Origin of the sequence: Thermus brockianus, from assembly GCF_001880325.1 — a bacterium.
GTDB classification, from domain to species: Bacteria; Deinococcota; Deinococci; order Deinococcales; family Thermaceae; genus Thermus; species Thermus brockianus.
This window is the reverse complement of the sequence record NZ_CP016312.1, coordinates 1,396,411-1,419,459: the sequence shown is the minus strand read 5'-3', so window position 1 is coordinate 1,419,459 and position 23,049 is coordinate 1,396,411. Positions and strand designations below refer to the sequence as shown.

The following is a 23,049-nucleotide window of genomic DNA, read 5'->3' as shown; positions in this document are numbered from 1 at the left end:
CCTTACTCCTTTACCGCACCCGCGGTTATGCCCGCCACGAAATAACGCTGTAAAAAGAGGAAAAGCAACAAAAAGGGTACCGTCATCAAGGCCGAACCCACCATGATGCCTCCCCAGGAAACTCGGGTAAGCCCGATGAGCGTACCCAAGGCCACCGGGGCGGTATACATCTCCTTTTGCGAAAGCACCAGAAGGGGCCAAAGGTAATCGTTCCAGGCATTTAGGAAAAGGATGAGGGCCAGCGCCGCCAAGGCAGGGCGCACCAGGGGCAAGGCGATCTGGAAGAAGATGCGCACCTCCCCCGCCCCATCCACGCGGGCGGCGTCCAGGAGGGAAGAAGGAAGGGAAAGGAAAACCTGGCGCATGTAAAAAACCCCCAAAGCGTTGGCCAAAAAGGGCAGGATAACGCCCCAGAAGGTGTTAGTGAGCTTCAGGTCCCTGGCCACCAAGATGTATTGGGGAATGACCACCACAAAGTAGGGAATGGTGAGCGTGGCCACGATAAAGGAGAACACCAGGGCTTTAAACCGGAATTGGTACACGGCAAGGGCATACCCCGCCATGGCACTAAGCAAAAGTCCCCCTAGGGTGTAAAGCCCAGACACCACCACACTGTTTAAAAGCGCCCGCAGGAAATTGGTATCTGCCTGCAGGTTGGCCAAGTTCTGCCCGAAGGCCCCTCCCGGAAGGAGCGGCGTGGGTATACGAAAGATCTCCTCTTCGGGATGGGTAGCAAACACCACCATGAGCCACAGCGGCGCCAGCCACAAAAGGGCTAAGGGCAAAAGCCCAACGTGGAGGACCAAGGCGAGCCAAAAACGCTGCTTGCTCATCGCTCCCTCCATAGGCGCATCTGCAAAAAGGAGAAAAGCGCCGCCAAGAGGGCCACCGTGTAAGCGATGGCCGAAGCGTAGCCGAAGTTAAAGCTCCGAAAGCCCTGCTGGTACAGGTACACGCCCAAGGTCATGGTGGCGTTGCCAGGCCCCCCGCCTGTGATGAGGAAAGGCTCAGTGAAAAGCTGAAGGGTGCCGATGATGGAAAGGACCAGGGCAAAGAGAAGGACCGGCCGTATGCCAGGTAGGGTCACGTGCCAAAACCTCTGCCAAGGACCCGCCCCATCCAGCGCAGCCGCCTCGTAGAGTTCCTTAGGAATGCTCTGTAACCCCGCCAAGAGGATAATGGCGTTGTACCCTGTCCAACGCCAGGTCAGGGCAATGATAATCACAGCCATGGCCGGCCCGGGGGCATAGAGCCAGTCATACCCTGGATGCCCTAACGTCCGGAGAAGGGCGTTCACCGCTCCAAACTCCGTGTTGAAAAGGAGGCGAAAAACCGCAGAATACGCCACCGCCCCCACCACCACAGGGGCGAAAAAGGCAAAGCGGAAGAAACCCTTGGCACGCAAGAGGGCTGAGTTCAAGGCCAAGGCGAGAAGAAGGGCTAAGGCCAGCATCAAAGGCACTTGTACGAGAAGGATGAAGAGGGTGTTCTTGAGGGCGGTCCAGAAGAAGGGGTCTTGCAGGAGACGCCCCCAGTTGACACCCACCTCGAGGCGCCAAGGATAAACCCGGGTGTTCAAAAAGGAGAGATACAAGGAGTAAGCGATGGGCCAAGCCCAGAAAACCGCAAAGAGAAGGGCATAAGGGGTCAGAAAAAGAAAGGGGGCGATCCTCATGGCTTAGAAAAGGGGGCCATGGCCCGAGGCCATAGCCCCCGTTCGGCCCCTATCGGGCGATGGGCAGTCCCGTGGCCCGGCTAATCTGCCTGGCCGCCTCGTCCAAAGCCTCCTTAGCCGTCCTGTACTTCCCCGCCAGGAAGTCCGCCTGGATGGCGGTCATGATCTGCCGCGCTTCCTGGAAGTACTGCGTACCCCGCGCCGGTGGGATTTTTCCAAGGGTCCCTAAGATTGATTGCCAGATGGGTTGGTTGCCCCAGTAGGGCTGGGGTTGCTTAACGTAAGGATCGTTCAACGCTGGAAGGTAGGAAGGAACCAGACCGTACTCCCTGAGCATGGTTATCTGGCCCTCTGTGGTGGCCAAAGCGTGCCTGACAAACGCCCACGCTGCCTCTTTATTCCGGCTGGATGCGGGAATGGCTAACGCAGAACCGCCCAGGTTGGCTGCCCGCACCCCACCCTTGGTGGCAGCCGGCATCAGGTAAACGCCCCACTTTCCGCTCTGATCGGGAGCGTTCGTGCGGATGGTTCCTTCGTACCAACCACCGAACATGGCACTGGCCACGGTTCCGGCCTTGATGTACTGGATTTGCTCGTTCCAGCCCCCAAAGGCCACTACCCCTGCGTCCACAAGCTTCTTGATGGTATCCAAAGCGCGCACGCATCCCGGCTGATTCACCGTGACGGCGTTGCCCTGGTTGTTGAAGTAGAAGCAACCGTTCTGGTTGGCCAACATGCGGAACCACTCGTCGTCCTGGCCGTTGGCAATGGTGCCCATCTTCACCCGGCCTCCCGTGGCCTGGAGCATCCGCCTACCGGCCGCAAGGAAGTCATCCCACGTCTCTATCCTGTTGGGATCAATCCCTGCTTGCTGGTAAAGATCCCGGCGATAGAAGATGACCACTGGCCCGGAATCCCAGGGGATGGCGTAGATCCGATTCCCCACGGTGAGCTCGGTCCACTTGAACTCCGGAAAATCCCTCCGCAAGGCAGCCGCGCCGAGCCCAGCCAGGTCCGCAAAGCAGTTAGGGAAACGGCTCCAGAACACCTCGGCCTCGTTGTTCTCCACGGAATAAACGTCGGGCAGATCCACCCCGCCAGCGGCACACCCCGCCAGACCCCGGTCAAAAACCTGCTGGTTGCCCAGGTCCACTACCCTCACCTTCACGTTGGGGTAAAGCTTGTTGAAGCTCGGAATGGTAGCCTCCAAGGCTTTGGCGGCAATGTCCCAGCTCCATACGGTGATCTCGCCCCGCAACGAAGGGTTCTGCGCTAGAGCCAACCCCAAAAGGGTCGCCAACGCCACTAACCTTGCCCTCATGGCACCTCCTTTTCACCCCTAGGGGGGGTGTTCTTACCCTACTATTGGCTACGTTTTTTTGTCAAGTGTGACCTTCAAATATACTACGTAAGCTAACGAAATTTGCCAAAATATGCCTATGCCCACCCTCGAGGCCGAAGCCCGTCGGGCGAAGATCCTAGACCTTCTCAAGGAAAAGGGGCAGGTACGCGTGGCGGAGCTGGCCAAGCTTTTAGGAGTTTCCCAGGTTACCGTCCGGGCGGACCTGGACGCCCTGGAGCGAAGCGGCCGTCTTAGGCGGCTTCGGGGCGGAGCGGTCCTCTGGGAAGCCCGCCGTGCCGAGCTTCCCCTAGAGATCACCCGGACCCTTCACGCCCGGGAAAAGGAAGCCATTGGCAAAAAGGCGGCAAGCCTGGTAAAAGACGGGGACGTCATCCTCCTGGACGTAGGGTCCACCACCACGGAAATGGCCAAGGCCCTTTCCCCCAACCTGCGGGACGTGGTGGTCATCACAAGCGCCCTCAACATCGCCCTGCTTCTGGAGAGTCATCCAGGCATCACGGTCATCGTCACCGGAGGAAGGCTCAGACCCCTACAACATTCCCTTGTCAACCCATTCGGCACCCTGCTCTTGGAAGAATTGAACGCCGACAAAGCCTTTCTGGGGTGCAACGGCGTCCACCCCGAGCGGGGCTTCACCAACACCAACCTGGAGGAAGCAGAGGTAAAGAAGGCCATGGTGCGGGCTGCGAGGGAAGTGTACTTTCTGGCGGACCACTCCAAGCTCCTCCAAGTGGCTGCCGCGCGCATCGCTCCCCTCGAGGCCGCCACCGCCCTCATCACAGACCGCAAAGCAGGAAAGGAAACCTTGGAAAGCCTTCGCCAAGCCGGGCTACAGGTGGAAATCGCCTAGCCCTACCAAGCCTCTCCAGGCGGCACCAAGGGTTCCAAGTAGACCAGTTCCACCACCTGCCGCGACCAAAGCCTTTCCCCCTCCCAGGCCTCCCCCACCAGGCGGTACCTCCCTGGAGGAAGCCTGCGCAGGGCTTCGGCCACCCTCATGAGGCGCTCTTGCGCTTCCCAGGGGCTTTCCCAAAGCTCCCCCAGGCTGAAAAACCGCCGCACCTCTCCCCCCGCCACCGCCACCTCGCCCTCCCAAAGGGGCAAAGCCACCGGGCCCTCCAGGGCCAGGGCCACCCGCAGGGTTAAAGGGCGCTCCAGGTCGTTCACCAGCCACGCCTCCCACAACGGCACGCCGCCCACCTCTAGCCGCTCCCGGTAGGGCACCAGGGAAAGGAGAACGGGGCTACTCGCCTCCTTTAGGGCGTGAAATCCCTTCTTGGGGATGCGCTCCACGTCCAAGACCGCCCAGGTAATCCCCTCCCAAGGCTCGGCGAAGAGGAACTGGAAGTAGCCCACCACCTTTCCCTTGGCCCGGCGGTAGACGTGGATGGCGAAGGAAAGGAGCCGGGCTTGGTAAGCCTGGGAGTTCTCCACAAAACTTTCCAAAGATGTCCCCATCTCCACCCCCGCCACCCGGAAGGTTTCGTGGGGCTGGAAGTTGTGGTACGCCCACACCTCCCACTTGGGAGGCCAGGCAGCCTCCCCCAAGACCCGGCGCAACAGCTCCGCCCGGGGAAGGGCCTGGGCTCCAAACTCCGAGGGCAACGGGGCCCCTGGCAGGGCCAAGAAGTCCCTAAAGTGCCCCCAGTACCACCCGGGGTAAGGGTGCTCCCGGAAATCGGAGGCCTCCTTCACCAAGCGGCTTGGGTCCTGGGCCCGAAGCTCCGCCGCCAAAAGGGGTCCCAAGGCGTGGCGGTTATGGGTGGGCTCGTTTTGGGCACACCAAAGGTAGATGGAAGGATGCGCCCCGTAGTGTTCCACCATGGCCCGCACCTGGCGCACCGCCTCCTCGGCGAAGGCCTCGTCCGGGGCATAGCCCCACTGCAAGGGAAAGTCCTGCCAGACCAAAACCCCTTCCCGGTCACACACCTCGTAAAAGACCGGATGGGTGAGGTGGGCGTGGACGCGAACCGCATTGAGCCCTGCTTCCTTCAACAGGGCCACGTCCTTCTCCGCCAAGGCCTGGGAGTAGGCGGCAAGCCACTGGGTGGGGATGTGGTTGGTGCCCCGCAGGAAAAGGCGCCTCCCGTTCAAGAGGAGCCAGCCCTCCTCATCCCAAGCCACGGTGCGGAAACCCAAGGGTGCGGAAACCCGGGCCTGGGCCAGTTCGGCCTCGAGGCGAAAAAGGTGGGGAAAGCCCCGCTCCCACACCTCCCAAAGGGGCATCTCCGGCAGGTCCCACACCACCTCCCGGTACCCCCGCCCCGCATCCCCCCGCAGGCCCACCTCTTGGGTCCACGCCTCCCCGGGGAAGTTCTCCGGGGAAAGGCGGAGCAAAACCCGCTCCGCAAAAGGCCTCGGGGCATCCAGAAGAAGCCGCACCAGGAGCCGCCACCCCCCGGGCCTGGGGTGAAGCCGGTGGGTGAGGTGGAGGAGGGCCACCTCCTCCCGGAACACCACCTCCACCCCACCCCATAGCCCCCCCGTGCCCCGCTCCTGCCCCCGTGGGCTAACCCCCCCAGGCCGGCAGTCGTGCTGGCCCAAAACCCCCTTGATCTGCCGCTTAAAGCGGGGCCACTGGCCTAAGGGCTCTTTGGGGGCGGAAACCCGCAGGTAGAGCTCCTTCCCCGGGGGAAGCTCCAAAAGCCAGGGGAAAAAGTAGCCCTCGTGCCGCCCCAAGAAGCGGCCTTCCAGCCAGGCCTCCTGGTAGTAGTCGCCCAAGGAACGCAGAAACCTCCGTGGACCCCCCTCGGGTAGGGTAAGGCGGTACCAGCCCACCTCCGCCTCCAGGCCCTCGAGGGTCCACTGGTGGGGCAGGGCCACCTCCCGCCAGCCTTCTTCGGGCAGCGCTTCCGGTTCGCCCGCAGGGTGGGCCAAGAAAAGGGCGCTTTTTAGCCTCATTCCCGCACCTCGTGGGGAAAAAGGGCAGCGAGAAGGTAGGCGAGGAGGATAGCCACCCCTGGGATCACGGAAACCAAAAACCGGAACGCCAGACCCGGGTTCGGCCCCGGGTTCTCCCCGCTCACGTAGCCGAAAAGGGGGCCCAGGAGGGCGAAGGCCAGGCCCACCAAGGCCCCCGAGGCCCGCCCCAGAAGGCCCACCAGGCTGTAGTAGGCCCCTTCCCGCCGGGTGCCGGTGCGCTCGGCGTCCAGGTCAATCACCTTGGCCATGACCACCTCCCCCGTGACCCGCACCCCGGCGAAGCCCACCCCCACCAGGGCCCCCACCAGGAGGGCCGACCCTAACCCCTGGGGCAGGAAAAGGAACAGGGCGGCCAACCCCATGACCAAATGGGCGAGCCGCCAGGCCCGCTTCCCCCCTAGCCGCCTAGCCATTACGCCCCAAAGGAAGACCGAGGGCAAGGCCACCAGGAAGACGGCGGCGAAGAGGAGGCTGGTGGCCGCCTCGGGCAGGCCCAGGCTGTGCTTGGCGTAAAAGGCCATCCCCGTCTGGATCACCGTGCGCCCGAACTCAAAGAGGAGGCCCACCAAGGCCGCCACCCAGAAGGCCCGATTCCCCAGAACCAGGCGGAACGAGGCCCAAAGCCCGAGGGAACTCCCCGCCTTCGGGTCTTCCTCCACACCCCTCAGGAAAAGAGTAAAGGCGATCGCGGCCAGGAGGGCAAAGAGGAGGGCCATCCCCCCAAAGCCCACCTGGGCGTAGACCACGGGAGCGAGGGCGATACCGAAGATGAGGCCGAAAAGCTCCGTCCCGCGCTTCCAGGCGGCGGCCTGGGCCCGCTCGCCCAAGCCCCGAAACACCTCGGGGAAAAGCGCCCCGTAGTTGGTCCAAACCACGGTGGCTAGGGTTTCATAGAGGAAGATGGCCAAGGCGAAGTAGTAGGGGAGCACGCCGGGGCTTTTGGCCCAGTCCGGCACCCAAAAGACCAGGAGGTAGGCCAACAGGAAGAGGGGAACGCCCACCCAAAGCCAAGGACGCCGCCGGCCCCAGGGGGTCTTGGTCCTATCGGAAAGGTGGCCAAAGAGGGGGTCATTGAGGGCGTCCCAAAGGGCGTACACCCCCCGGGCCAGGGCGTAGAAGGCGGCGGAAAGCCCAAGCCGCTCCAGGTAAAAGAAGGCCAAATAGGTGCCGAAGCTCTCGGAAACCAGGGTAAGGCCAAGCTGTCCCGCTGCGTAGCGCCAAGGCTTCATAAGGCCTCCCGCACCGCTTTCCAGGTCAGGGGATGAAACTCCGCCAGGACCCGCCGCACCTCGGGGTGGGAAAGGGCGAAATAGTCCGCCTCCCGGCTAGGCCAGTCGGGGAGGGCCCGGCCTTCGGGGGTGGGAAGGGCGCTGTGGTGGACCAGGTAGTAAAGCCCGGGAGGCAGGTGGGCCAGGTTCAGGTAAAAGCCAAGCCGCTCCTCGGGCGGGCCGCCGTAGGGGTCCAGGAAGCGCACCTTGGGGTAGGGGGCTTCCACCAAAAGCCGCTCCAGCTCGGGAAGGAAGGCCTCAGGTACCCCCAAACCCTCCAGGCCATCCGGCACCAAGGGCACCAGGCCATACGCCTCGGCCAGGCGCAGGTAGATCTCCGCCAGGTCGGGCCGGAGCACCGCCCCTTGGTGGCTATCCAGGTGGGTGGGGGAAAAGAGTCTCTTGGCCGCTTCAATCTGCGCCCGAAGCTCTTTTTCCACCTCCTCTGCCCGGGCCCGCCGCCAGAGGTCCTCGAGGGTGGCCGGAAAGTAGCCGCCCTCGTCCTTAAGGCTCTCCCCTCCCGTCAGGGGGCGGAGGCGGGGTGCGGCCCACTCGCTGGTGAGGGTGAGGTGAACCCCTAGGTCCACACCCCGCACCTGGGAGGCCCAGGCCCCCGGGACCATGACGCTCCCCGTGGGCAGGCCCAGGGCGAAAAAGGCAGCGTTCTGGGCGTGGGTTAGCCCCAGGTCATCGTGGTGCAAAAGGAGAACCCGCCGCCCCTTTAGGCCGAGCCGCTCCAAAAATTCCACAAACACCCCCTTTCCTTATGCCCTCAGCTTACAGGAAAGGGGGCCCAGGCCTACGCCAACGCCAGCTCCACCAGCCGCCTGAGGAGCTCGGGGTAGGGCAGCCCGCCCGCCGCAAAGAGCCGGGGATACATGCTGGTGGGGGTGAAGCCGGGAATGGTGTTCACCTCGTTCAGGTAAAGCTCCCCATCCGCCAGGAAGAAGTCCACCCGGGCCATGCCCCGGATCCCGAGGAGGCGGTAGGCCTTTAGGGCCAGCTCCTGCACGGTCTCTTGGGTACCCGGGTCTATGGGCGCTGGAATCAAAAGCTCCGCCCGGCCCGGGGTGTACTTGGTCTCGTAGTCGTAAAAGGGGGCCTGGTAGCGCACCTCGCCCACGGGGCTCGCCTCACCCAGGATGTTCCCCAAAACGCCCACCTCCAGCTCCCGCACCCCTTCCAGGGCCTTTTCCACCACCGCCTTGACATCATGGCGGAAGGCCTCCGCCAAGGCCGCTTCCAGGTGGGCGTAGTCCTCCACCCGGGTGATGCCGATGCTGGAGCCGGTGTTGGCGGGTTTCACGAAAAAGGGCGGTTCAAAGGGAATAAAAGGCCTCTCCCCCCGGTAAAGGGCCACCCAGGGAACCACGGGAATGCCCGCCTGGGCCAGGACCCGCTTGGAGAGGTCCTTGTCCATACAAAGGGCACTCGCCGCCACCCCCGCCCCCACATAGGGCTTGCCCAAGAGCTCCAAAAAGCCCTGCACCGTCCCGTCCTCCCCAAAGCGGCCGTGGAGGAGGGGAAAGACCACCTGGTACCGGTCCCAGTCTAGGGAAGGCGGGAAGGGGAGGCGGCCCAAAGGGGCTACCCCAGCCTTAAGGGCCGCCTCCGCCTCTTCCCCCAAAAGCCAGCGCCCATCCTTGGCGATGACCGCAAGCTCCGTGGGAAAGGGCATGTGGCGAAGGACGCCCTCGGCGGAAAGCAGGGAAACCTCGTGCTCGGGGCTTTGGCCCCCGGCGAGGAGCAAAACGGTGGGCTCGGCCATACCCCAAGCTTAGCGGTTTTCCCGCAGGTCCAGGCCGTTGTAGCGGTCGGCGCAGGGGAGAAGCCCCCGCTCCACCCAGCAGAGCACCGCCTCCTTGGCCGCCTCCAATACCCTTTCCAAAAGGGGGAGCTCCTCGGGAGCGAAGGGGGAAAGCACGTAGGCCGCTCCTAGCTCCTTGGCAGGGGGCTTGCCGATACCCACCCTTAAGCGGTGGAAGGCCAAGGTACCCAGGGCCTCGGCGATGGAGGCCACCCCCCGGTTTCCCGCAGGGCTTCCCCCCGCCTTTAGGCGCAGGCGGCCCAAGGGGAGGTCCATCTCGTCGTGGACCACCAGGATGCGCTCGGGAGGGATTTTGTAAAAGCGGGCCAAGGGGGCCACCGCCTGGCCCGTGAGGTTGTAGTAGGTGAGGGGCTTCAGGAAAAAGCCCTTCTGCCCCCCCACCTCCGCCTCCGCCAAAAGGGCCTCCCCCTTCTTGCGAAAGGGAAACCCCAGCCGGTCCAAGACCATGAAGCCCACGTTGTGCCGGGTATGGGCGTAGCGCTCCCCGGGGTTGCCTTGCCCCACCACCAAGAACATGGCCCTAAAAGAAAGCGGGGAGCCCAAGCCCCCCGCCCCCAAGGGGGAGGCTAGGCCTCCTCCTCCTTCTTGCCCTTCTTGATGACCTCGGGCTCGGCGGGGGCCTCCGCCGCCTCGGCCGCCAAGCGTTCCACGTCCTCCGGGGGCACCACGGCGGCGATGGTCTCCTCGGGGGAGATGGCGAGTTTTACCCCTTCGGGCAGCTTCAGATCGGCGGCGTGGAGGCTATCCCCGATGCCGAGGCCGGAAACGTCCACCTCAATGTACTCGGGGATGTTGCGGGGAGAAACCCGCACCAGGATGTCCCGGTGCACCTCCTGGAGCACCCCGCCCTCCCGCACCCCCTGGGGCGTGCCCACGAAGCGCAGGGGCACATACATCTCCACGGGCTCGTCGGAAAGCACGTAGAAGTCCACGTGTTCCGGACGGCGGCGGCGCTTGTCCAGGTTCACCTGGCGCACCAAGGTGGGGAGCTCCTTGCCGTCAGGGAGTTCCAGGACAATCACATGGTGGATGGAGGCCTGACGGAAGACCTTGTCAAACTCCCCCAGCTCCACGTAGACCTTCTGGTTCAGGCTCTTGTTGTACATGACCCCGGGGAGCTTCCCCGCACGCCTTAGGGCGGCGGGCTTCTCCCCCTCCCGGTAATAGGCCTTTAGGCGGTACTCCATGGCTCCTCCTCGCACGCAAAACCCTGCCCCCCCAAGGGGCGCACAAAGGAAAGCTTACCACATCCCCCTAGATGAGGGCACTCACCGACTGGTTGGTGTGCACGTGGCGGATGGCCTGGGCGAGGAGCTCGGCGGTGGAAAGCACGGTGTAGCCGCCGTCCTTTAGGGGGATGGTGTCGGTGAAGACCACCTCCCGGATGGCGGGGTGGGCCAGGTTTTCCCGGGCCTCCCCCACCAGGACGGGGTGGGTGGCCATGACCACCACCTCGGGCAAGGCCCCCGCCTGGAGAAGCGCCTCCACCCCCCGCCTTATGGTCCCGCCCGTGGAGACGATGTCGTCTATGATGAGGGGCCTTTTCCCCTGCACGTCCCCGATGACGTAGGTGACGGAGGTCTCCTTGGGCCCGTGGCGGCGCTTGGCCAGCATGGCCAGGGGTAGCCCAAGCCGTTCAGCGAGCCGCCTGGCCTCCTCCGCCCGGCCGGCGTCGGGAGAGACCACCACGGCGTTTTCCGCATAGCCCCTTTCCTGGAGGTAGCGGGCGAAGAGGCGCACGGCGGAAAGGTGGTCCACGGGGATGTCAAAGAAGCCCTGGATCTGGGGGGCGTGGAGGTCTATGGCGATGATCCGGTGGACCCCCACCCGCTCCAAAAGCCCCGCCACCAGCTTGGCGCTCACGGGCTCGCGGCCCTCCGTCTGCTTGTCCTGGCGGGCGTAGCCGAAGTAGGGGATGACGGCGTTGATGCGGCCGGCGGAGCTCCGCCTTGCGGCGTCCGCCAGGAGGAGGAGTTCCATGAGGTGCTCGTTCACCGGGGGACAGGTGGGTTGGATGAGGTAGACGTCGTCCCCCCGGACGCTCTCCAATAGCCGCACCCGGATCTCCCCGTCGGGGAAGCGGTCCACCAGGGCCTTGCCCAAAGGCACGCCTAGGGCCTCGGCGATCCTTTGGGCCAAGCCCGGGTGGGCGTTACCCGTGAAGAGGCGGATTTGCATTGGAACCCCCCTCTTAGTATACGAGGGCCCGGGCCAGGAGGCCGAGCCGCCTCGAGGCCTCCCGCAAAAAGGCCTGGAAGTCCCCTTCCGCCCCCTCCCCCGCCCCGTCCGTCACCGCCCGCACCAAGGCCATGGGGTGGCGGAACCGGTAGGCCACCATGAGGGCAGCCGCCCCTTCCATCTCCACGGCGTGGGCCCCGTGGAGGGCGCGAAGCCTTTCCGCCTCCTTCCGGTCCGCCAGAAACCGGTCCCCCGTAGCCACCACCCCCCGCCTCGAGGGCAGGCCCAGGGCCAAGGCCGCCCCTTCCGCCCGCTCTAAAAGGTGGGGGTCCGAGGGGAAAAAGCGCACCCCCAGGGCGGTCTCCCCCGGGGCCCGGCCAAAGGGGGTGAGGTCCACGTCCCACTGCACCGCCCGCTCCGCCAAAAGGAGGTCCAGGGCCCTAAGCCCGGGGTCCAAGGCCCCCGCCACCCCCAGGAAGAAGCTCTCCTTGGGAGCGAAGCGGGTGAGAACGTGGGCCACGGCCATGGCCGCCGCCACCTTGCCCACGCCCGTTTCCGCCACCAAAACCCCCTCGCCCCGGTAAAGGGGAAAGGGGGCTTCCAGGAGCACCCCCGCCCCCAGGGCCTCCCGGATGGCCCCCGCCTCCTCGGGCTCGGCGGCGAAGAAGGCCGTCACCGCCCCTCCAAGGGAACCGTGGGCTGCACCCGAAGCCCCGCCTTCAGGACCCTTTCCGCCCAAGCCTTAGCCCCTTCCAGGTCGTGGTCCCGGTAGTTGCCGCACTCCCTAAAGCTCGCCCCGGGAATGGGCCCCTGGTGGAGCAAGACGTCGCGCAGGGCCCTCTCCAAGGCCACCAAGACCCGCTCCTCGTCCAAGGGGCCTTCCGCCACCAGGTAAAACCCCGTCCGGCACCCCATGGGGGAAAGGTCAATGACCCCTTCCAGGTGGTCCCGCAGGTACCCGGCCAGGAGGTGCTCCAGGGTGTGGAGGCTGGCGGTGGGAATGGTTTCCCGGTTGGGCTGAGCGAACCGCAGGTCGTACTTCTCCACCACCCCGCCTGCCAAGGGCTTCCTGCCCGCTAGGCGCACATAAGGAGCCTGGACCTTGGTGTGGTCCAGGGCGAAGCTCTCCACCTCGGCCATGCCCTCATTACACACCATCTCGGGGGAAAATGAGGGCATGCAGAAGCCCAAACTGCAAAGCGCCTCGGAGCTTGCCGCCAAAGCCCCCCCGCTCAAAGGGGTGCCCACGGGGGTAAAGGGCCTGGACGAGCTTTTCTTCACCCTAGACCCCACCACCCTCAAACCCAAACCCCTAGGGGGCTTTCCCCAAGGGGCGGCGGTGCACGTCACCGGGGTTTCCGACACGGGGAAGAGCCTTTTGGCCGAACAGTTCGCCCTTAAACAGGCGGAACGGGGCGAGGCCGTGCTCTTCGTCACCACGGAAACCCCAGCCCCTCTCTTGGTTCAGGGCTTGAAGCTCCGGGCCAGGGCCATGGGGCTTAAGGAAAAGGTCCTGGAGAACGTGCTCATCGCCGATGCCGCCACCTATACCGCCCTTCGCGAGGACCTCCAGGCCCTTTTCGCCACCCTCGAGGAAGGCCTTGCCCAAAACGCCCGCCACCTGGTGGTGGACTCCCTCACCGGGCTTTACGAGGCCAAGGAGATCGCCGCCCGGCAGGTGGTGCGGCAGGTGTACGCCTTCAGCAAACGCCACGACCTCACCGCCGTCATGGTCAGTCAGAAACGCTCCGGCCACGAAGAGCTTTCCGCCGAGGCCGCCGGCGGCTATGCGGTGAGCCACATCTTGGACGCCACCGTGGTCCTGGCCAAGCTCCTGGTGATGAACCCCGCCCAGGCCAAGCTCTACCGGGTGCCCTTGGGGGAGGTGGTGCGCTTCCTGCGGATAGACGGGTGCCGCCTCTCGGGCCACGACACCCGGACCCACTACCTTCACATACGTCCAGAAGGGCTCTTGGAGGTGGGGCCACCCCTAGGAAACTAACTTGGCAAGACACATATAGATTGCTATAATGGCAGAAAGTAGGAACCTATGATACTCCCTCCTCGGTCGCCCAACCCCAAGGAGCTAGAAGCCACCGTGCTTCGGGTCTTCCTCAAGGTGATTGACCTGCTGGGCGGGCCCAGGGCCATGGCGGAAAAGAGGCGCCTCACCTGGGCGGCAAGCCTCATGACCGCCGCCTACGCCGTGGTCTTGGCCCAGGAGGCCATGTGGAGCGACGAGGCCATCGCCAAGGAACTGGGCCTTTCCACTGCGGCGGTGCGCCAGATCCTCCGCGCCGACCCGGAAACCGCCCTCAAGAAGGTGACGGAGATGGCGGAAGGGGAAGGCCTTCGCACCCACGTGGCGGGGGGGCTGGCCAAAGCCGCTTACCGAGCCATCCGCCAAGGCCAGGAGGAACCCCGGGTGCTCGGCTACTTCCTGGAGCGCTTTGTGGAGATGATGGGGATCCCTTGGGCCGTCCTGGTGCTCAAGGCTGTGAAGGGCCTGGACTTCCCCGTGAACAAGGAAACGCTCTTGGAAAGGCTCCGGGGCTTGCGCATCCTGGATAGGCCGGCGGAGGAGATCCTCGAGCGGCTGGAGTACCCCGTGCAAAACCCCGCCGAGCTCCTGCACCAGGTAAGGCTCCACCTGGAGGCATAGTAGACTGGGGCCGTGGTCCTGGTCCTGGACTTCGGCTCCCAGTACACAAGGCTCATCGCCCGGAGGCTCCGGGAACTCCGGGCCTTCTCCCTCATCCTCCCGGGGACCACCCCCTTGGAGGAGGTGCTCAAGCACCAGCCCAAAGCCCTCATCCTCTCCGGCGGCCCCAAGAGCGTCTTTGACCCCGAGGCCCCCCGCCCCGACCCCCGCCTCCTGGAGCTAGGCCTCCCCACCTTGGGCATCTGCTATGGGATGCAGCTCCTCGCCCAGGAGCTCGGGGGCAAGGTGGAGCGCGCGGGCCGGGCGGAGTACGGCAAGGCCCTCCTCACCCGCTACGAGGGCCCCCTCTTCCGGGGGCTTTCGGGAGAGGTCCAGGTCTGGATGAGCCACCAAGACGCCGTCACCGAGCTTCCCCCCGGTTGGCGGGTTTCCGCCGCCACCGAGGAAAACCCCGTGGCGGCCATGGAGGGGCCGGACGGCAGGACCTTCGCCGTGCAGTTCCACCCCGAGGTGGCCCACACCCCCAAGGGGATGCAGATACTGGAGAACTTCCTGGAGATAGCCGGCGTTCCCCGCGATTGGACCCCAGAGCACGTGCTGGAAAGCCTCCTCCAAGAGGTGCGGGAGCGGGTGGGGAAGGAGCGGGTCCTCCTGGCGGTCTCCGGGGGGGTGGACTCCAGCACCCTGGCCCTCCTCCTGGCCAAGGCCGGGGTGGACCACCTGGCGGTCTTCGTGGACCACGGGCTTTTGCGCCTGGGGGAGCGGGAGGAGGTGGAAGGGGCCTTAAGGGCCCTTGGGGTGAACCTCCTGGTGGTGGAGGCCAAGGAGCGCTTCCTTCGGGCGCTCAAGGGTGTGGAAGACCCCGAGGAGAAGCGGAAGATCATCGGCCGGGAGTTCGTGGCGGTCTTCTCGGAGGTGGCCCGGGAAAGGGGGCCCTTCCGCTTCCTGGCCCAAGGCACCCTCTACCCCGACGTGATTGAGTCGGCAGGGGGACACGGGGCGGCCAAGATCAAGAGCCACCACAACGTGGGGGGGCTACCGGAGGACTTGGAATTCGCCCTCCTAGAGCCTTTCCGCCTCCTCTTCAAGGACGAGGTGCGGGAACTGGCCCTCCTCCTAGGCCTGCCCGACCCCCTCCGCCTGCGCCACCCCTTCCCGGGACCGGGGCTTGCCGTGCGCATCCTGGGGGAGGTGACCGAGGAGCGCCTGGAGATCCTAAGGCGGGCAGACGACCTCTTCACAAGCCTCCTCAAGGAATGGGGGCTTTACCCGCAGGTGGCCCAGGCCCTGGCCGTCCTCACCCCCTTAAGGAGCGTGGGGGTGGCGGGGGACGAGCGGAAGTACGGTTACGTCCTGGCCCTCAGGGCCGTGACCACGGAGGACTTCATGACCGCCGACTGGGCCAGGCTTCCCTTGGAGTTTCTGGACGAGGTGGCCCGGCGCATCACCCGGCGGGTCCCCGAGGTGGGCCGGGTGGTCTACGACATCACCTCCAAGCCCCCCGCCACCATAGAGTGGGAGTGAGCGGCGGCGGAAGGCTTTGGTACACTTAGGGCAAGGAGGCAAGCCATGCCCACCTTTATCGTGCTCAGCACCCTCACGGACGACGGGGCGGAAACCCTGGTGAAAAACCCTGAGCGCATCAAGGAGGTGAACCAGGAGTTGGAGCGGGACTTCGGGGTGAAGGTGGTGGCCCAGTACGCCGTGCTGGGCCCCTATGACTTCGTGAACATCGTGGAGGCGGAGGACGCCGCCAGCGTGGCCCGGGCCATGCTCCACCTGGCCTCCCGGGGGAGCGTGAAGACCACCACCCTCGAGGCCATCCCCGTGGCCGAACTCATCGCCCGGCTCAAGTAGTGGAGGTCCTGGAAACCGCGGTCTACGCCCGGGACCTGGAAAAGGCGCGGGCCTTTTACGAGGGGGTCTTGGGCCTGCCCTGCTTCCAGTACAAGCCCCCCCGCCACGCCTTCTTCCGCGCCGGGCGGGGGGTGTTTTTGGTGTTCAACCCCGAGCACACGGAGAAGGACCCCCTCCTTCCCCCCCACGGGGCCCGGGGGAGCGTCCACGTGGCCTTCCGGGTGGCGGAGGAAGAGCTTCCCCTGTGGGAAGCGAAGCTGAAGGCCCTGGGCTTTCCCGTCTTTTGGGCGGAGTGGCCCAAGGGGAAAAGCCTTTATACCCGCGACCCCGAGGGGAACCTGGTGGAGCTCGCCCCCGCCAAAATCTGGGACCTTTAGCCCTCTTTAAGCCAACGGGCGGCCTCGAGGGCGGCGTAGGTGAGGATGCCCTGGGCCCCTGCCCGGCGGATGGCGTAAAGGGTTTCCAAGACCGCCCGCCTCTCGTCCAGGTACCCCTTGAGGGCGGCGAGTTTGAGCATGGCGTACTCCCCGGAGACCTGGTAGGCGAAAAGGGGCTTCGCCAGGCGCCCCTTCAGGGCGGCGAGCACGTCCAGGTAAGGCAGGGCCGGCTTCACCATGAGGAGGTCCGCCCCTTCCTGGTCGTCCAGGCCCGCCTCCCTTAGGGCGTCCCAAAGCCCCGCCTTGGGGTCCATCTGGTAGCCCGAGCGGTCGCCAAACTCCGGGGCGCTCGCCGCCGCCTCCCGAAAGGGCCCGTAGAAGGCGGAGGCGTACTTCACCGCATAGGAGAGGATGGGCACGTGGGGGAAACCCCCCTCGTCCAGGGCCTTCCGGATGGCCCGCACCTGGCCGTCCATCATGGCGCTCGGGGCCACCACGTCCGCCCCCGCCTGGGCCTGGGAGAGGGCGGTCTTGGCCAAAAGCTCCAGGGTGGCGTCGTTATCCACGTAAAACCCCCAAGGCCCTTCCCGCACCACCCCGCAGTGGCCGTGGCTTGTGTACTCGCAAAGGCAGGTGTCGGCGATGACCAGGAGCTCGGGGAGTTCCCGCTTAAGGAGGCGGATGGCCCGCTGCACCACCCCCTCCTCGGCGTAGGCCCCGTGGCCTAGGGGGTCCTTCTCCCCCTCGGGGAGAACCCCAAAGAGGATGACCCCGCCAAGCCCTGCCCTCAGGGCCTCCTCCCCCAGGCGGGGTAGGTCCTTTATGGGGTGGCGGTAGACCCCAGGCATGGAGGAAACCTCTTCCCTTTCCCCTTCCCTCTTCACGAAAAGGGGAAGGATGAGGTGCCGGGGGGAAAGCTCCACCTCGGCCACCAAGGGGCGCAGGAGGGGGGAACGCAGCCTTCTTGGGCGCTCCATGCCTTCCACTATACTCATAGGGGAGGGACGATGAACCTACAAAAGCTCCTCAAGGAAGCGCAAAGGGCCCAGAAGAAGGCGGCGGAGATCCAAGAGCGCCTGGAAACCATGACCGTGGTGGGCACGGCCCAGGGCCTGGTGGAGGTGGAGGCCAACGGGCACGGCAAGATCCTGGCCGTGCGCCTCAAGCCCGAGGTGCTCACCGCCTTCCAGGACGACCTCGAGGGCCTGGAAGACCTCCTCCTCGTGGCCATCCAGGATGCCCAGAAAAAAGCCCACGAGCTTTCCGAAAGGGAAATGGCCCGGGAGCTTGGGGGCGTGGGCCAGATGCTGGGGAAGCTCTTTTAGATGCGGTACCCCGAAAGCCTCCTCAAGCTCGCCCGGGCCCTCTCCCGCCTCCCCGGCATTGGCCCTAAGACGGCCCAGAAGCTCGCCCTCCACCTGGCCTTCCACCGGGAGGAGGCGGAAGGGCTTCGGGAGGCCCTGGAGGCCACCCGGGCCCTGGGGGTCTGCCGGGTGTGCGGCAACCTGGCGGAAGGGGAGCTCTGCCCCATCTGCCAGGACGAGGGCCGCGACCGCACCCTCCTCGCCGTGGTGGAGACCGTGGCGGACCTCTATGCCTTAGAGCGGAGCGGGGAGTTTACCGGGGTCTACCACGTTCTGGGAGGGGCGCTCAACCCCTTGGAGGGCATCGGCCCCAAGGAGCTCAACCTGGAAAGCCTTTGGCCCCGCCTCCCCGGGGTGAAGGAGGTGGTCCTCGCCACCTCCATGACCGTGGAGGGGGAGGCCACGGCCCTTTACCTGGCGGAGGAGCTCAGGCGCCGGGGAATCAAGGCCACCCGGCTCGCCTACGGGCTCCCCGTGGGCGGAAGCCTGGAGTACGTGGACGAGGTGACCCTGGGCCGGGCTTTGGAGGGGAGGAAGCCCCTTTAGCATGGAGGAGATTCTGCAACGCCTGCTGGACCGCGTAGAAGGCGCCTTCGCCGCAGGGGTCGGCACCCTGGACGGGCTTCTGGTGGAGGGGGCGAGGCGGAAGCGGGTGGACCTCGAGGCGGCCATCGCCGAGCACGCCGCCCTCCTCCGCCAAGCGCGAACCACCTACGCCGCAAGCCTGGGCGCTTCCCGGGTGGAAGAGCTCTGGATAGGCGGGCATCCCGTGGTAGGCTATGCCCGGATGGCGCGTGCCCCCAAGGCCCGGGAGGACCTCTTCCTGCTCCTCCTCATGGAGCCCTCGGCCAACCTAGGCCGGGCCCGGGTGGAGGCCGCCAAGGCAGCGGAGAAGCTTTGGGAGGTGGTGGGATGGCCTACCTAGAAAGCCTGGCCCCTTTGGGGGTAAAGCGGGCGGTGCTCACCGGGCTGGACGGCCTGGTCATTGAGGCCTTGGGCCGGGGCGCCCCCCCCGCCGAGGTCCTGGCGGCGGAGCTTGCCTCCTTGGTGCGCCACATGACCCCCTTGGCGGAGGCCCTTTCCGGGGAGGTGCGCCGCTTCACCCTGGCCACCGATACCCACGAGGTGCTGGCCCTGCGGGTGGGCGAGTACATCCTGGGGGCGGTGCTGGAGCGGGGCATGGACCGCAAGGCCATAGGGCAGGAGCTTTCCCGCATCGCCCTCAAGGTGCAAAGCCTTTAGGAGGTAAGGGATGCTGGAGGTCCTCAAGGAGCTTAAGGAAACCCGGGGGGTGCGGGTGGCGGCCCTCCTGAGCGAGGACGGGTTCGTGGTGGAGGAGGTGCGGGAGGAAAGCGCCCCCGAAGCCAGCCTCCTCGCCGCCCGCTCCGCCACCGTTTTGGGCACCGCCAAGGCCTTGGCCCAAACCCTGGGCCAAGAGAGGGTGGAGGAGGTCATGGTAGAGTACCCGGAGGGGGCTTTGCTTCTCGTGCCGCTTCCCGGCCACCACCTCCTCCTCTTCCTGGACGGGGCCAAAAGCCTAGGCCGGGTGCGGCTCGCCCTGAAACGGGCCCTTCCCAAAATCCAGGAGGCACTGGCATGAGCGAGCTGAAGCTGGACATCCAAATTGACAAGGACACCGCCCTGGGCCGCTACACCAACCTGGCCCTCATCGCCCACACCAAGAACGAGTTCATCCTAGACTTCGCCCTCCTCCAGCCCCAGGGCGGGGCCATGGTGGTGAGCCGGATCATCACGAGCCCGGGGCACGCCAAGGCCCTCTTGCGGAGCCTGGCGGAGAACGTGGCCCGCTACGAGGAAACCTTCGGCCCCATCCCCGAGCCGGTGGCGGAAAACCAGGCCTAGGAAAGACGCCAAAAGGGCTGGGCAAGGGCCCAGCCCTAAAGGTTTTCCCGCCACCAGTCCAGGTAGGCCCGAAGCCGCGCTAGCCTGCGGTCAGGCCGGCCGGAGCGGGAGAGTTCATGCCCTTCCTCGGGCACCCGGAAAAACCGCGCCTTCACCTCGAGGTGAAAGAGGGCCGTGTACCAGGTTTCCCCTTGGTCTATGGGGCACCGGTGGTCCGCCTCGGAATGGACCACCAGGGTGGGGGTCTTCACCCGGTGGACAAGCCTTAGGGGGCTTTTCTCCCAAAGGACCTCGGGGCGCTCCCACGGTTTGGCGAAAAGTTCCAGGTAGGTGAAGCGGGGGCCGATATCGCTGCTGCCGAAGAAGCTCAGCCAGTTGCAGATGCTCCGGTCGGTGACCGCCGCCTTGAAGCGCTCGGGATGGCGGGCGGTGAGCCAGTTCACCATATAGCCCCCGTAGCTCCCGCCCGCCACCCCCACCCGGCCCGGGTCCAAGGGAAAGCGGGCGAGCACGTGGTCCAAAAAGCCCAAGAGGTCCCTTTCGTCCCGCTCGCCCCAAGCCCCCTCTAAAAGGGCGTACTCCTGGCCGTAGCCCGTGGAGCCTCGAGGGTTGCAGAAGGCCACGGCGTAGCCGTGGGCCCGGAAAAGCTGGAGCTCCAGCATGGGAGCGGCCCCGAAGGCGGTGTGGGGCCCCCCGTGGATGTAGAGGATGACGGGGTGCGGGCCTTCCCCCTCGGGCAGGAGCACCCACCCCGGCACCCGGTGCCCCTCCGGGCTCTCCCAGGCGGTGGGCACGGGCTCGGCCAGGGAGAGGACCCCCGCGTTGGGGTCGTAGGTGCCCAAGGGGCCTTCCAGGCGGGCGGGGTGGGTGAAGCCCTCCGTGAGGAGGAATAGCCCCCGGGAGGTGCGGGCGAAGGAAAGGACGCTGCCCGAGGCGGGCAGGGCCTCCGCCTCGCCATCCAGGCCCACCCGGTAAAGCCGGGCCACCCCTTCTTCCGTGCGCACCACATAGACCCCGTCCCCACCCCACCTGGGCCCCTGGAAGTGGGCGCCAAAGCGGAGGTCGCTGTTGATGGAGTTTTGCAGGCTTCCCGTGAAGAGGACCCGGGCCTCGCCCCCCTTCAGGTGGTAAAGCCGCGCCTCCGTCCCCCCACCCCGCTCAAAGGCGTGGCCCAGGAAGAAAAGCCCTTCTGGGCTCCACTCCAGGCCGAAGATGGGGCCATGGCCCCCGTAAACCCTCTTTAGGTCCCCTTCCCCCAGAAGAAAAAGGGTATCCCGCCACGCCGCCTGGGCCTTGGCGTCCTCCGGCATGACCAGGTAAAGGCCCTCCGGGGCGAAGGCCATCTCCTTGGGGGGTGGGTAGCGGTCCAGAAGAAGCCGCTTCTCCCCATCCTTTAGCAGGTACAGGGCCACGTTCCCTTCGGGCAGAAGGCCCCGGCCGTCAAACTTGAAGGGCCAACCCTCAAAACGCCGGGGGCTTCCGGGTCTGGGGGCTTCCTTCAGGGCCAGGAAGGCCACCTCCCCCGAGGGGCCCACGGCGTAGTCCAAGACCCCTGGGGTTTCCGTGAGCCTTTCCGCCTCGCCTCCCCGCAGGTCCAGGCGGAAGAGCTCGTCCCCCTCCCCCACGCGGCGCAAAAAGTACACATAGGGGTCGGCATACCGGGGCCTCTTGGCCTCCTCCTGGGTCAGAAGGCGCAAAGCCCCATCAAAAAGGGCCAGGCGGGAGCGGTAGCGGGGCGGGTCCCCCTCGAGGATGTCCGTGAGGACGAAAAGGGGAAGCCCCTCGGGGCCTTCCGTGAGGCCGGTGAGGAAACGGAGCTTAAAAAGGGCTTCGGGTTCCACGCCCCCATGATACTGACCGGTCAGCCATCCGCCCAGGGGGGGCTTCCGGTAAGCTAGGGTCCATGGACCGGGACGAGCTCGTGCGCTACCTGGACCGCTACCTGAACCTGGCGGCCTTCCCCCAGGACCCCTCCCTCAACGGCCTCCAGGTGGAGGGCAAGGAGGCGGTGCACAAGGTGGGCGCGGCGGTGGACGCGGCGGAGGCCACCTTCCAGAAAGCCCTGGAGGAGGGGGTGGACTTCCTCCTGGTGCACCACGGCCTCTTCTGGGGCAAGCCTTTCCCCATCCGGGGGCACCACAAAAGGCGCCTGGAACTCCTTTTCCGGGGCGGCATCAACCTCTACGCCGCCCACCTCCCCCTGGACGCCCACCCCGAGGTGGGGAACAACTTCGTCCTGGCCCGGGCCCTGGGCCTGGTGGACCTGGAGCCCTACGACGTGGGCGTTAGGGGCCGCTTCCCCCTCCCCACCCCCTTGGTCCAGGTGGCGGACATGCTCGGGCAGCTTACGGGCATGCAGCCCTTGGTGCACCAAGGAGGGCGGGACCAGGTGCAGGAGGTGGTCATCGTCTCCGGAGGCGCGGCGGGCCTGGTGGGCCGGGTGGAGGCGGAGCTCTTCATCACCGGGGAACCCAAGCACAGCGCCTTCCACGAAACCTTTGAGCGGGGGCTCAACGTCATCTACGCCGGCCACTACGACACGGAAGTCTTCGGGGTAAAGGCCTTGGCGGCCCACCTGGAAGAGCGCTTCGGCCTCCCCTGGGTCTTCCTGGACCACCCCACGGGGCTCTAGATGGCTGGGGTTTTCCTCACCTTGGAGGGCCTGGACGGGGCGGGCAAGTCCACCCAGGCCAGACTGCTGGCCGCCTTCCTGGAGGGGAGGGGCATTGGGGTGCGCCTTACCCGGGAGCCGGGCGGGGGGCTGCCCGAGGTGCGGGAGGTCCTCCTCCATGGGAAAGCCCTTTCCCCAGAGGCGGAATACCTCCTCTTCAGCGCCGACCGGTCGGAACACGTGCGCAAGGTGATCCTCCCGGCCCTCCAGGAGGGGCTTTGGGTGATCTCCGACCGCTACCTGGACTCCAGCCTGGCCTACCAGGGCTACGGCCGGGGGCTTCCCCTCCCTTGGCTCCTGGAGGTGGCCAAGGGAGCCACCTTGGGCCTTAAGCCCCACCGCACCTTCCTTCTGGACCTTCCCCCCGAAGAAGCCCTCAAGCGGGTGAAAGACCCCGACCGCCTGGAAGGCCTTGGGCTTGCCTTCTTCGGGCGGGTACGGGAGGGGTACCTGCGCCTTGCGGAAGCCGAGCCCGAGCGCTTCGTGGTCCTGGACGCCACAAGGCCCATAGAGGCCCTCCAGGCGGAAATCCAGCGCCACCTCCTTCCCCTTCTGCCATAATGGGCCCATGCGCCCCTTGGCCCTTTTCCTGCTCGGCCTCTTCGCCTTGGCCCAAGGGGTTTCCTTTCCCAAAAGCACCCTTTACGTGGAAGGTGGCGGCAAGCGCTACCCCCTACGGGTGGAGGTGGCCGACACCCCCGAGCGCCAGGCCCAGGGCCTCATGTTCCGCAAGGCCTTGGGGGAGGACGAGGGCATGGTCTTCCTCTTCCCCGCCCCCACGGCGGGGGGGTTTTGGATGAAAAACACCCTCATCCCCCTCTCCATCGCCTTTTTTGACCGCCAGGGGGTTATCCTGCGCATCCTGGACATGGAGCCCTGTAAGGCCGACCCCTGCCCCGTCTACTACCCCGGGGTGGTGTACCAGGGGGCCCTCGAGGTGAACCGGGGTTGGTTCGCCCGGCGGGGCCTCACCCCCGGGGCCAGGGTAGGGGGCGAAGCCCTAAAGCTTTGGCCGAGATAG

General features: G+C 65.9%; 29 protein-coding genes. 15 read left to right on the top strand and 14 right to left on the bottom strand.

Annotated features, from left to right (window positions below):
- Positions 1-2: 2 nt before the first annotated feature.
- From A0O31_RS07650 to A0O31_RS07640, 3 genes are read right to left on the bottom strand one after another with little or no spacing between them, the layout of a single operon-like run.
- A complete protein-coding gene (locus tag A0O31_RS07650; protein ID WP_071677346.1) occupies positions 3-833 on the bottom strand; it encodes a carbohydrate ABC transporter permease in 831 nt (276 codons plus the stop codon).
- Positions 830-1,675 carry a carbohydrate ABC transporter permease gene (locus tag A0O31_RS07645; protein ID WP_071677345.1) on the bottom strand — a complete coding sequence of 282 codons (846 nt, stop codon included), beginning with the start codon at positions 1,673-1,675 and terminating at the stop codon, positions 830-832. Before A0O31_RS07645 ends, A0O31_RS07650 begins: the two co-directional genes overlap by 4 nt.
- Positions 1,676-1,724: 49 nt before the next feature.
- The gene (locus A0O31_RS07640) at positions 1,725-2,996 is read right to left on the bottom strand and encodes an ABC transporter substrate-binding protein (RefSeq protein ID WP_071677344.1); all 1,272 of its coding nucleotides are present in this window, start codon (positions 2,994-2,996) and stop codon (positions 1,725-1,727) included.
- A gap of 118 nt (positions 2,997-3,114) precedes the next feature.
- On the opposite strand from A0O31_RS07640, the gene A0O31_RS07635 reads away from it, so the two are divergent.
- Entirely contained in the window at positions 3,115-3,888 is a 774-nt protein-coding gene (locus A0O31_RS07635) for a DeoR/GlpR family DNA-binding transcription regulator (RefSeq protein ID WP_071677343.1), read from the top strand.
- Between the two features lie 2 nt (positions 3,889-3,890).
- Here the strand turns inward: A0O31_RS07635 and A0O31_RS07630 are convergent, their stop codons facing one another.
- The 9 genes from A0O31_RS07630 to A0O31_RS07590 form a co-directional block, all read right to left on the bottom strand.
- A complete protein-coding gene (locus A0O31_RS07630; protein WP_071677342.1) occupies positions 3,891-5,939 on the bottom strand; it encodes a glycoside hydrolase family 2 TIM barrel-domain containing protein in 2,049 nt (682 codons plus the stop codon).
- Positions 5,936-7,189, bottom strand: coding sequence for an MFS transporter (locus A0O31_RS07625; protein ID WP_071677341.1), 1,254 nt, complete (start codon positions 7,187-7,189; stop codon positions 5,936-5,938). Before A0O31_RS07625 ends, A0O31_RS07630 begins: the two co-directional genes overlap by 4 nt.
- Entirely contained in the window at positions 7,186-7,977 is a 792-nt protein-coding gene (locus A0O31_RS07620; protein ID WP_071677948.1) for a carbohydrate deacetylase, read from the bottom strand. Before A0O31_RS07620 ends, A0O31_RS07625 begins: the two co-directional genes overlap by 4 nt.
- 50 nt (positions 7,978-8,027) lie before the next feature.
- Complete coding sequence (gene ddl, locus A0O31_RS07615; protein WP_071677340.1) at positions 8,028-8,996, bottom strand: D-alanine--D-alanine ligase; 969 nt, start codon at positions 8,994-8,996, stop codon at positions 8,028-8,030.
- Positions 8,997-9,005: 9 nt separating this feature from the next.
- A complete protein-coding gene (gene pth / locus A0O31_RS07610; protein ID WP_071677947.1) occupies positions 9,006-9,572 on the bottom strand; it encodes an aminoacyl-tRNA hydrolase in 567 nt (188 codons plus the stop codon).
- 50 nt (positions 9,573-9,622) lie between these two features.
- On the bottom strand, positions 9,623-10,243 hold the full coding sequence (locus tag A0O31_RS07605; RefSeq protein WP_071677339.1) for a 50S ribosomal protein L25: 621 nt from the start codon (positions 10,241-10,243) through the stop codon (positions 9,623-9,625).
- Between the two features lie 67 nt (positions 10,244-10,310).
- Complete coding sequence (locus A0O31_RS07600; RefSeq protein ID WP_071677338.1) at positions 10,311-11,234, bottom strand: ribose-phosphate diphosphokinase; 924 nt, start codon at positions 11,232-11,234, stop codon at positions 10,311-10,313.
- Positions 11,235-11,247: 13 nt separating this feature from the next.
- A complete protein-coding gene (gene mtnN / locus A0O31_RS07595; protein ID WP_071677337.1) occupies positions 11,248-11,910 on the bottom strand; it encodes a 5'-methylthioadenosine/S-adenosylhomocysteine nucleosidase in 663 nt (220 codons plus the stop codon).
- Entirely contained in the window at positions 11,907-12,374 is a 468-nt protein-coding gene (locus tag A0O31_RS07590; protein WP_071677336.1) for an S-ribosylhomocysteine lyase, read from the bottom strand. The genes mtnN and A0O31_RS07590 overlap by 4 nt, the downstream gene beginning before the upstream one ends.
- Positions 12,375-12,411: 37 nt before the next feature.
- Here A0O31_RS07590 and A0O31_RS07585 point away from each other — a divergent pair, with 37 nt between their 5' ends.
- From A0O31_RS07585 to A0O31_RS07565, 5 genes are read left to right on the top strand one after another with little or no spacing between them, the layout of a single operon-like run.
- Positions 12,412-13,236 (top strand): KaiC domain-containing protein, encoded by an 825-nt coding sequence (locus A0O31_RS07585; protein ID WP_071677335.1) that lies wholly within the window; start codon positions 12,412-12,414, stop codon positions 13,234-13,236.
- Between the two features lie 48 nt (positions 13,237-13,284).
- On the top strand, positions 13,285-13,896 hold the full coding sequence (locus A0O31_RS07580) for a KaiC associated regulatory domain protein (RefSeq protein ID WP_071677334.1): 612 nt from the start codon (positions 13,285-13,287) through the stop codon (positions 13,894-13,896).
- Between the two features lie 12 nt (positions 13,897-13,908).
- Positions 13,909-15,420 (top strand): glutamine-hydrolyzing GMP synthase, encoded by a 1,512-nt coding sequence (guaA, locus tag A0O31_RS07575; RefSeq protein ID WP_071677333.1) that lies wholly within the window; start codon positions 13,909-13,911, stop codon positions 15,418-15,420.
- A 45-nt stretch (positions 15,421-15,465) separates the two neighbouring features.
- Positions 15,466-15,753 (top strand): glutamine synthetase/cystathionine beta-lyase binding protein, encoded by a 288-nt coding sequence (locus tag A0O31_RS07570; protein ID WP_071677332.1) that lies wholly within the window; start codon positions 15,466-15,468, stop codon positions 15,751-15,753.
- Entirely contained in the window at positions 15,753-16,130 is a 378-nt protein-coding gene (locus tag A0O31_RS07565) for a VOC family protein (protein WP_071677331.1), read from the top strand. The genes A0O31_RS07570 and A0O31_RS07565 overlap by 1 nt, the downstream gene beginning before the upstream one ends.
- Here the strand turns inward: A0O31_RS07565 and hemB are convergent.
- Positions 16,127-17,107, bottom strand: a complete 981-nt coding sequence (gene hemB, locus A0O31_RS07560) for a porphobilinogen synthase (protein ID WP_071677330.1) — start codon at positions 17,105-17,107, stop codon at positions 16,127-16,129. The two genes, A0O31_RS07565 and hemB, sit on opposite strands and share 4 nt — an antisense overlap.
- 30 nt (positions 17,108-17,137) lie before the next feature.
- Here hemB and A0O31_RS07555 point away from each other — a divergent pair, with 30 nt between their 5' ends.
- From A0O31_RS07555 to A0O31_RS07530, 6 genes are read left to right on the top strand one after another with little or no spacing between them, the layout of a single operon-like run.
- Positions 17,138-17,455 carry a YbaB/EbfC family nucleoid-associated protein gene (locus A0O31_RS07555; protein WP_071677329.1) on the top strand — a complete coding sequence of 106 codons (318 nt, stop codon included), beginning with the start codon at positions 17,138-17,140 and terminating at the stop codon, positions 17,453-17,455.
- The gene (gene recR / locus A0O31_RS07550; protein ID WP_071677328.1) at positions 17,456-18,040 is read left to right on the top strand and encodes a recombination mediator RecR; all 585 of its coding nucleotides are present in this window, start codon (positions 17,456-17,458) and stop codon (positions 18,038-18,040) included.
- A gap of 1 nt (position 18,041) precedes the next feature.
- Complete coding sequence (locus A0O31_RS07545; RefSeq protein ID WP_071677327.1) at positions 18,042-18,419, top strand: roadblock/LC7 domain-containing protein; 378 nt, start codon at positions 18,042-18,044, stop codon at positions 18,417-18,419.
- Complete coding sequence (locus A0O31_RS07540; protein ID WP_071677326.1) at positions 18,407-18,736, top strand: roadblock/LC7 domain-containing protein; 330 nt, start codon at positions 18,407-18,409, stop codon at positions 18,734-18,736. The genes A0O31_RS07545 and A0O31_RS07540 overlap by 13 nt, the downstream gene beginning before the upstream one ends.
- A gap of 10 nt (positions 18,737-18,746) precedes the next feature.
- The gene (locus A0O31_RS07535; RefSeq protein WP_071677325.1) at positions 18,747-19,094 is read left to right on the top strand and encodes a roadblock/LC7 domain-containing protein; all 348 of its coding nucleotides are present in this window, start codon (positions 18,747-18,749) and stop codon (positions 19,092-19,094) included.
- The gene (locus A0O31_RS07530) at positions 19,091-19,357 is read left to right on the top strand and encodes a DUF3467 domain-containing protein (protein WP_071677324.1); all 267 of its coding nucleotides are present in this window, start codon (positions 19,091-19,093) and stop codon (positions 19,355-19,357) included. Before A0O31_RS07535 ends, A0O31_RS07530 begins: the two co-directional genes overlap by 4 nt.
- Before the next feature lie 35 nt (positions 19,358-19,392).
- Here A0O31_RS07530 and A0O31_RS07525 read toward each other — a convergent pair whose 3' ends face one another.
- On the bottom strand, positions 19,393-21,198 hold the full coding sequence (locus A0O31_RS07525; protein WP_071677323.1) for a S9 family peptidase: 1,806 nt from the start codon (positions 21,196-21,198) through the stop codon (positions 19,393-19,395).
- Between the two features lie 62 nt (positions 21,199-21,260).
- Here A0O31_RS07525 and A0O31_RS07520 point away from each other — a divergent pair, with 62 nt between their 5' ends.
- The 3 genes from A0O31_RS07520 to A0O31_RS07510 are packed head-to-tail and all read left to right on the top strand — an operon-like array spanning position 21,261 to position 23,049.
- On the top strand, positions 21,261-21,989 hold the full coding sequence (locus tag A0O31_RS07520; RefSeq protein ID WP_071677322.1) for a Nif3-like dinuclear metal center hexameric protein: 729 nt from the start codon (positions 21,261-21,263) through the stop codon (positions 21,987-21,989).
- On the top strand, positions 21,990-22,589 hold the full coding sequence (gene tmk / locus A0O31_RS07515) for a dTMP kinase (protein ID WP_071677321.1): 600 nt from the start codon (positions 21,990-21,992) through the stop codon (positions 22,587-22,589).
- A 7-nt stretch (positions 22,590-22,596) separates the two neighbouring features.
- Positions 22,597-23,049: a DUF192 domain-containing protein gene (locus A0O31_RS07510; protein ID WP_071677320.1), complete on the top strand. Its 453-nt coding sequence runs from the start codon at positions 22,597-22,599 to the stop codon at positions 23,047-23,049.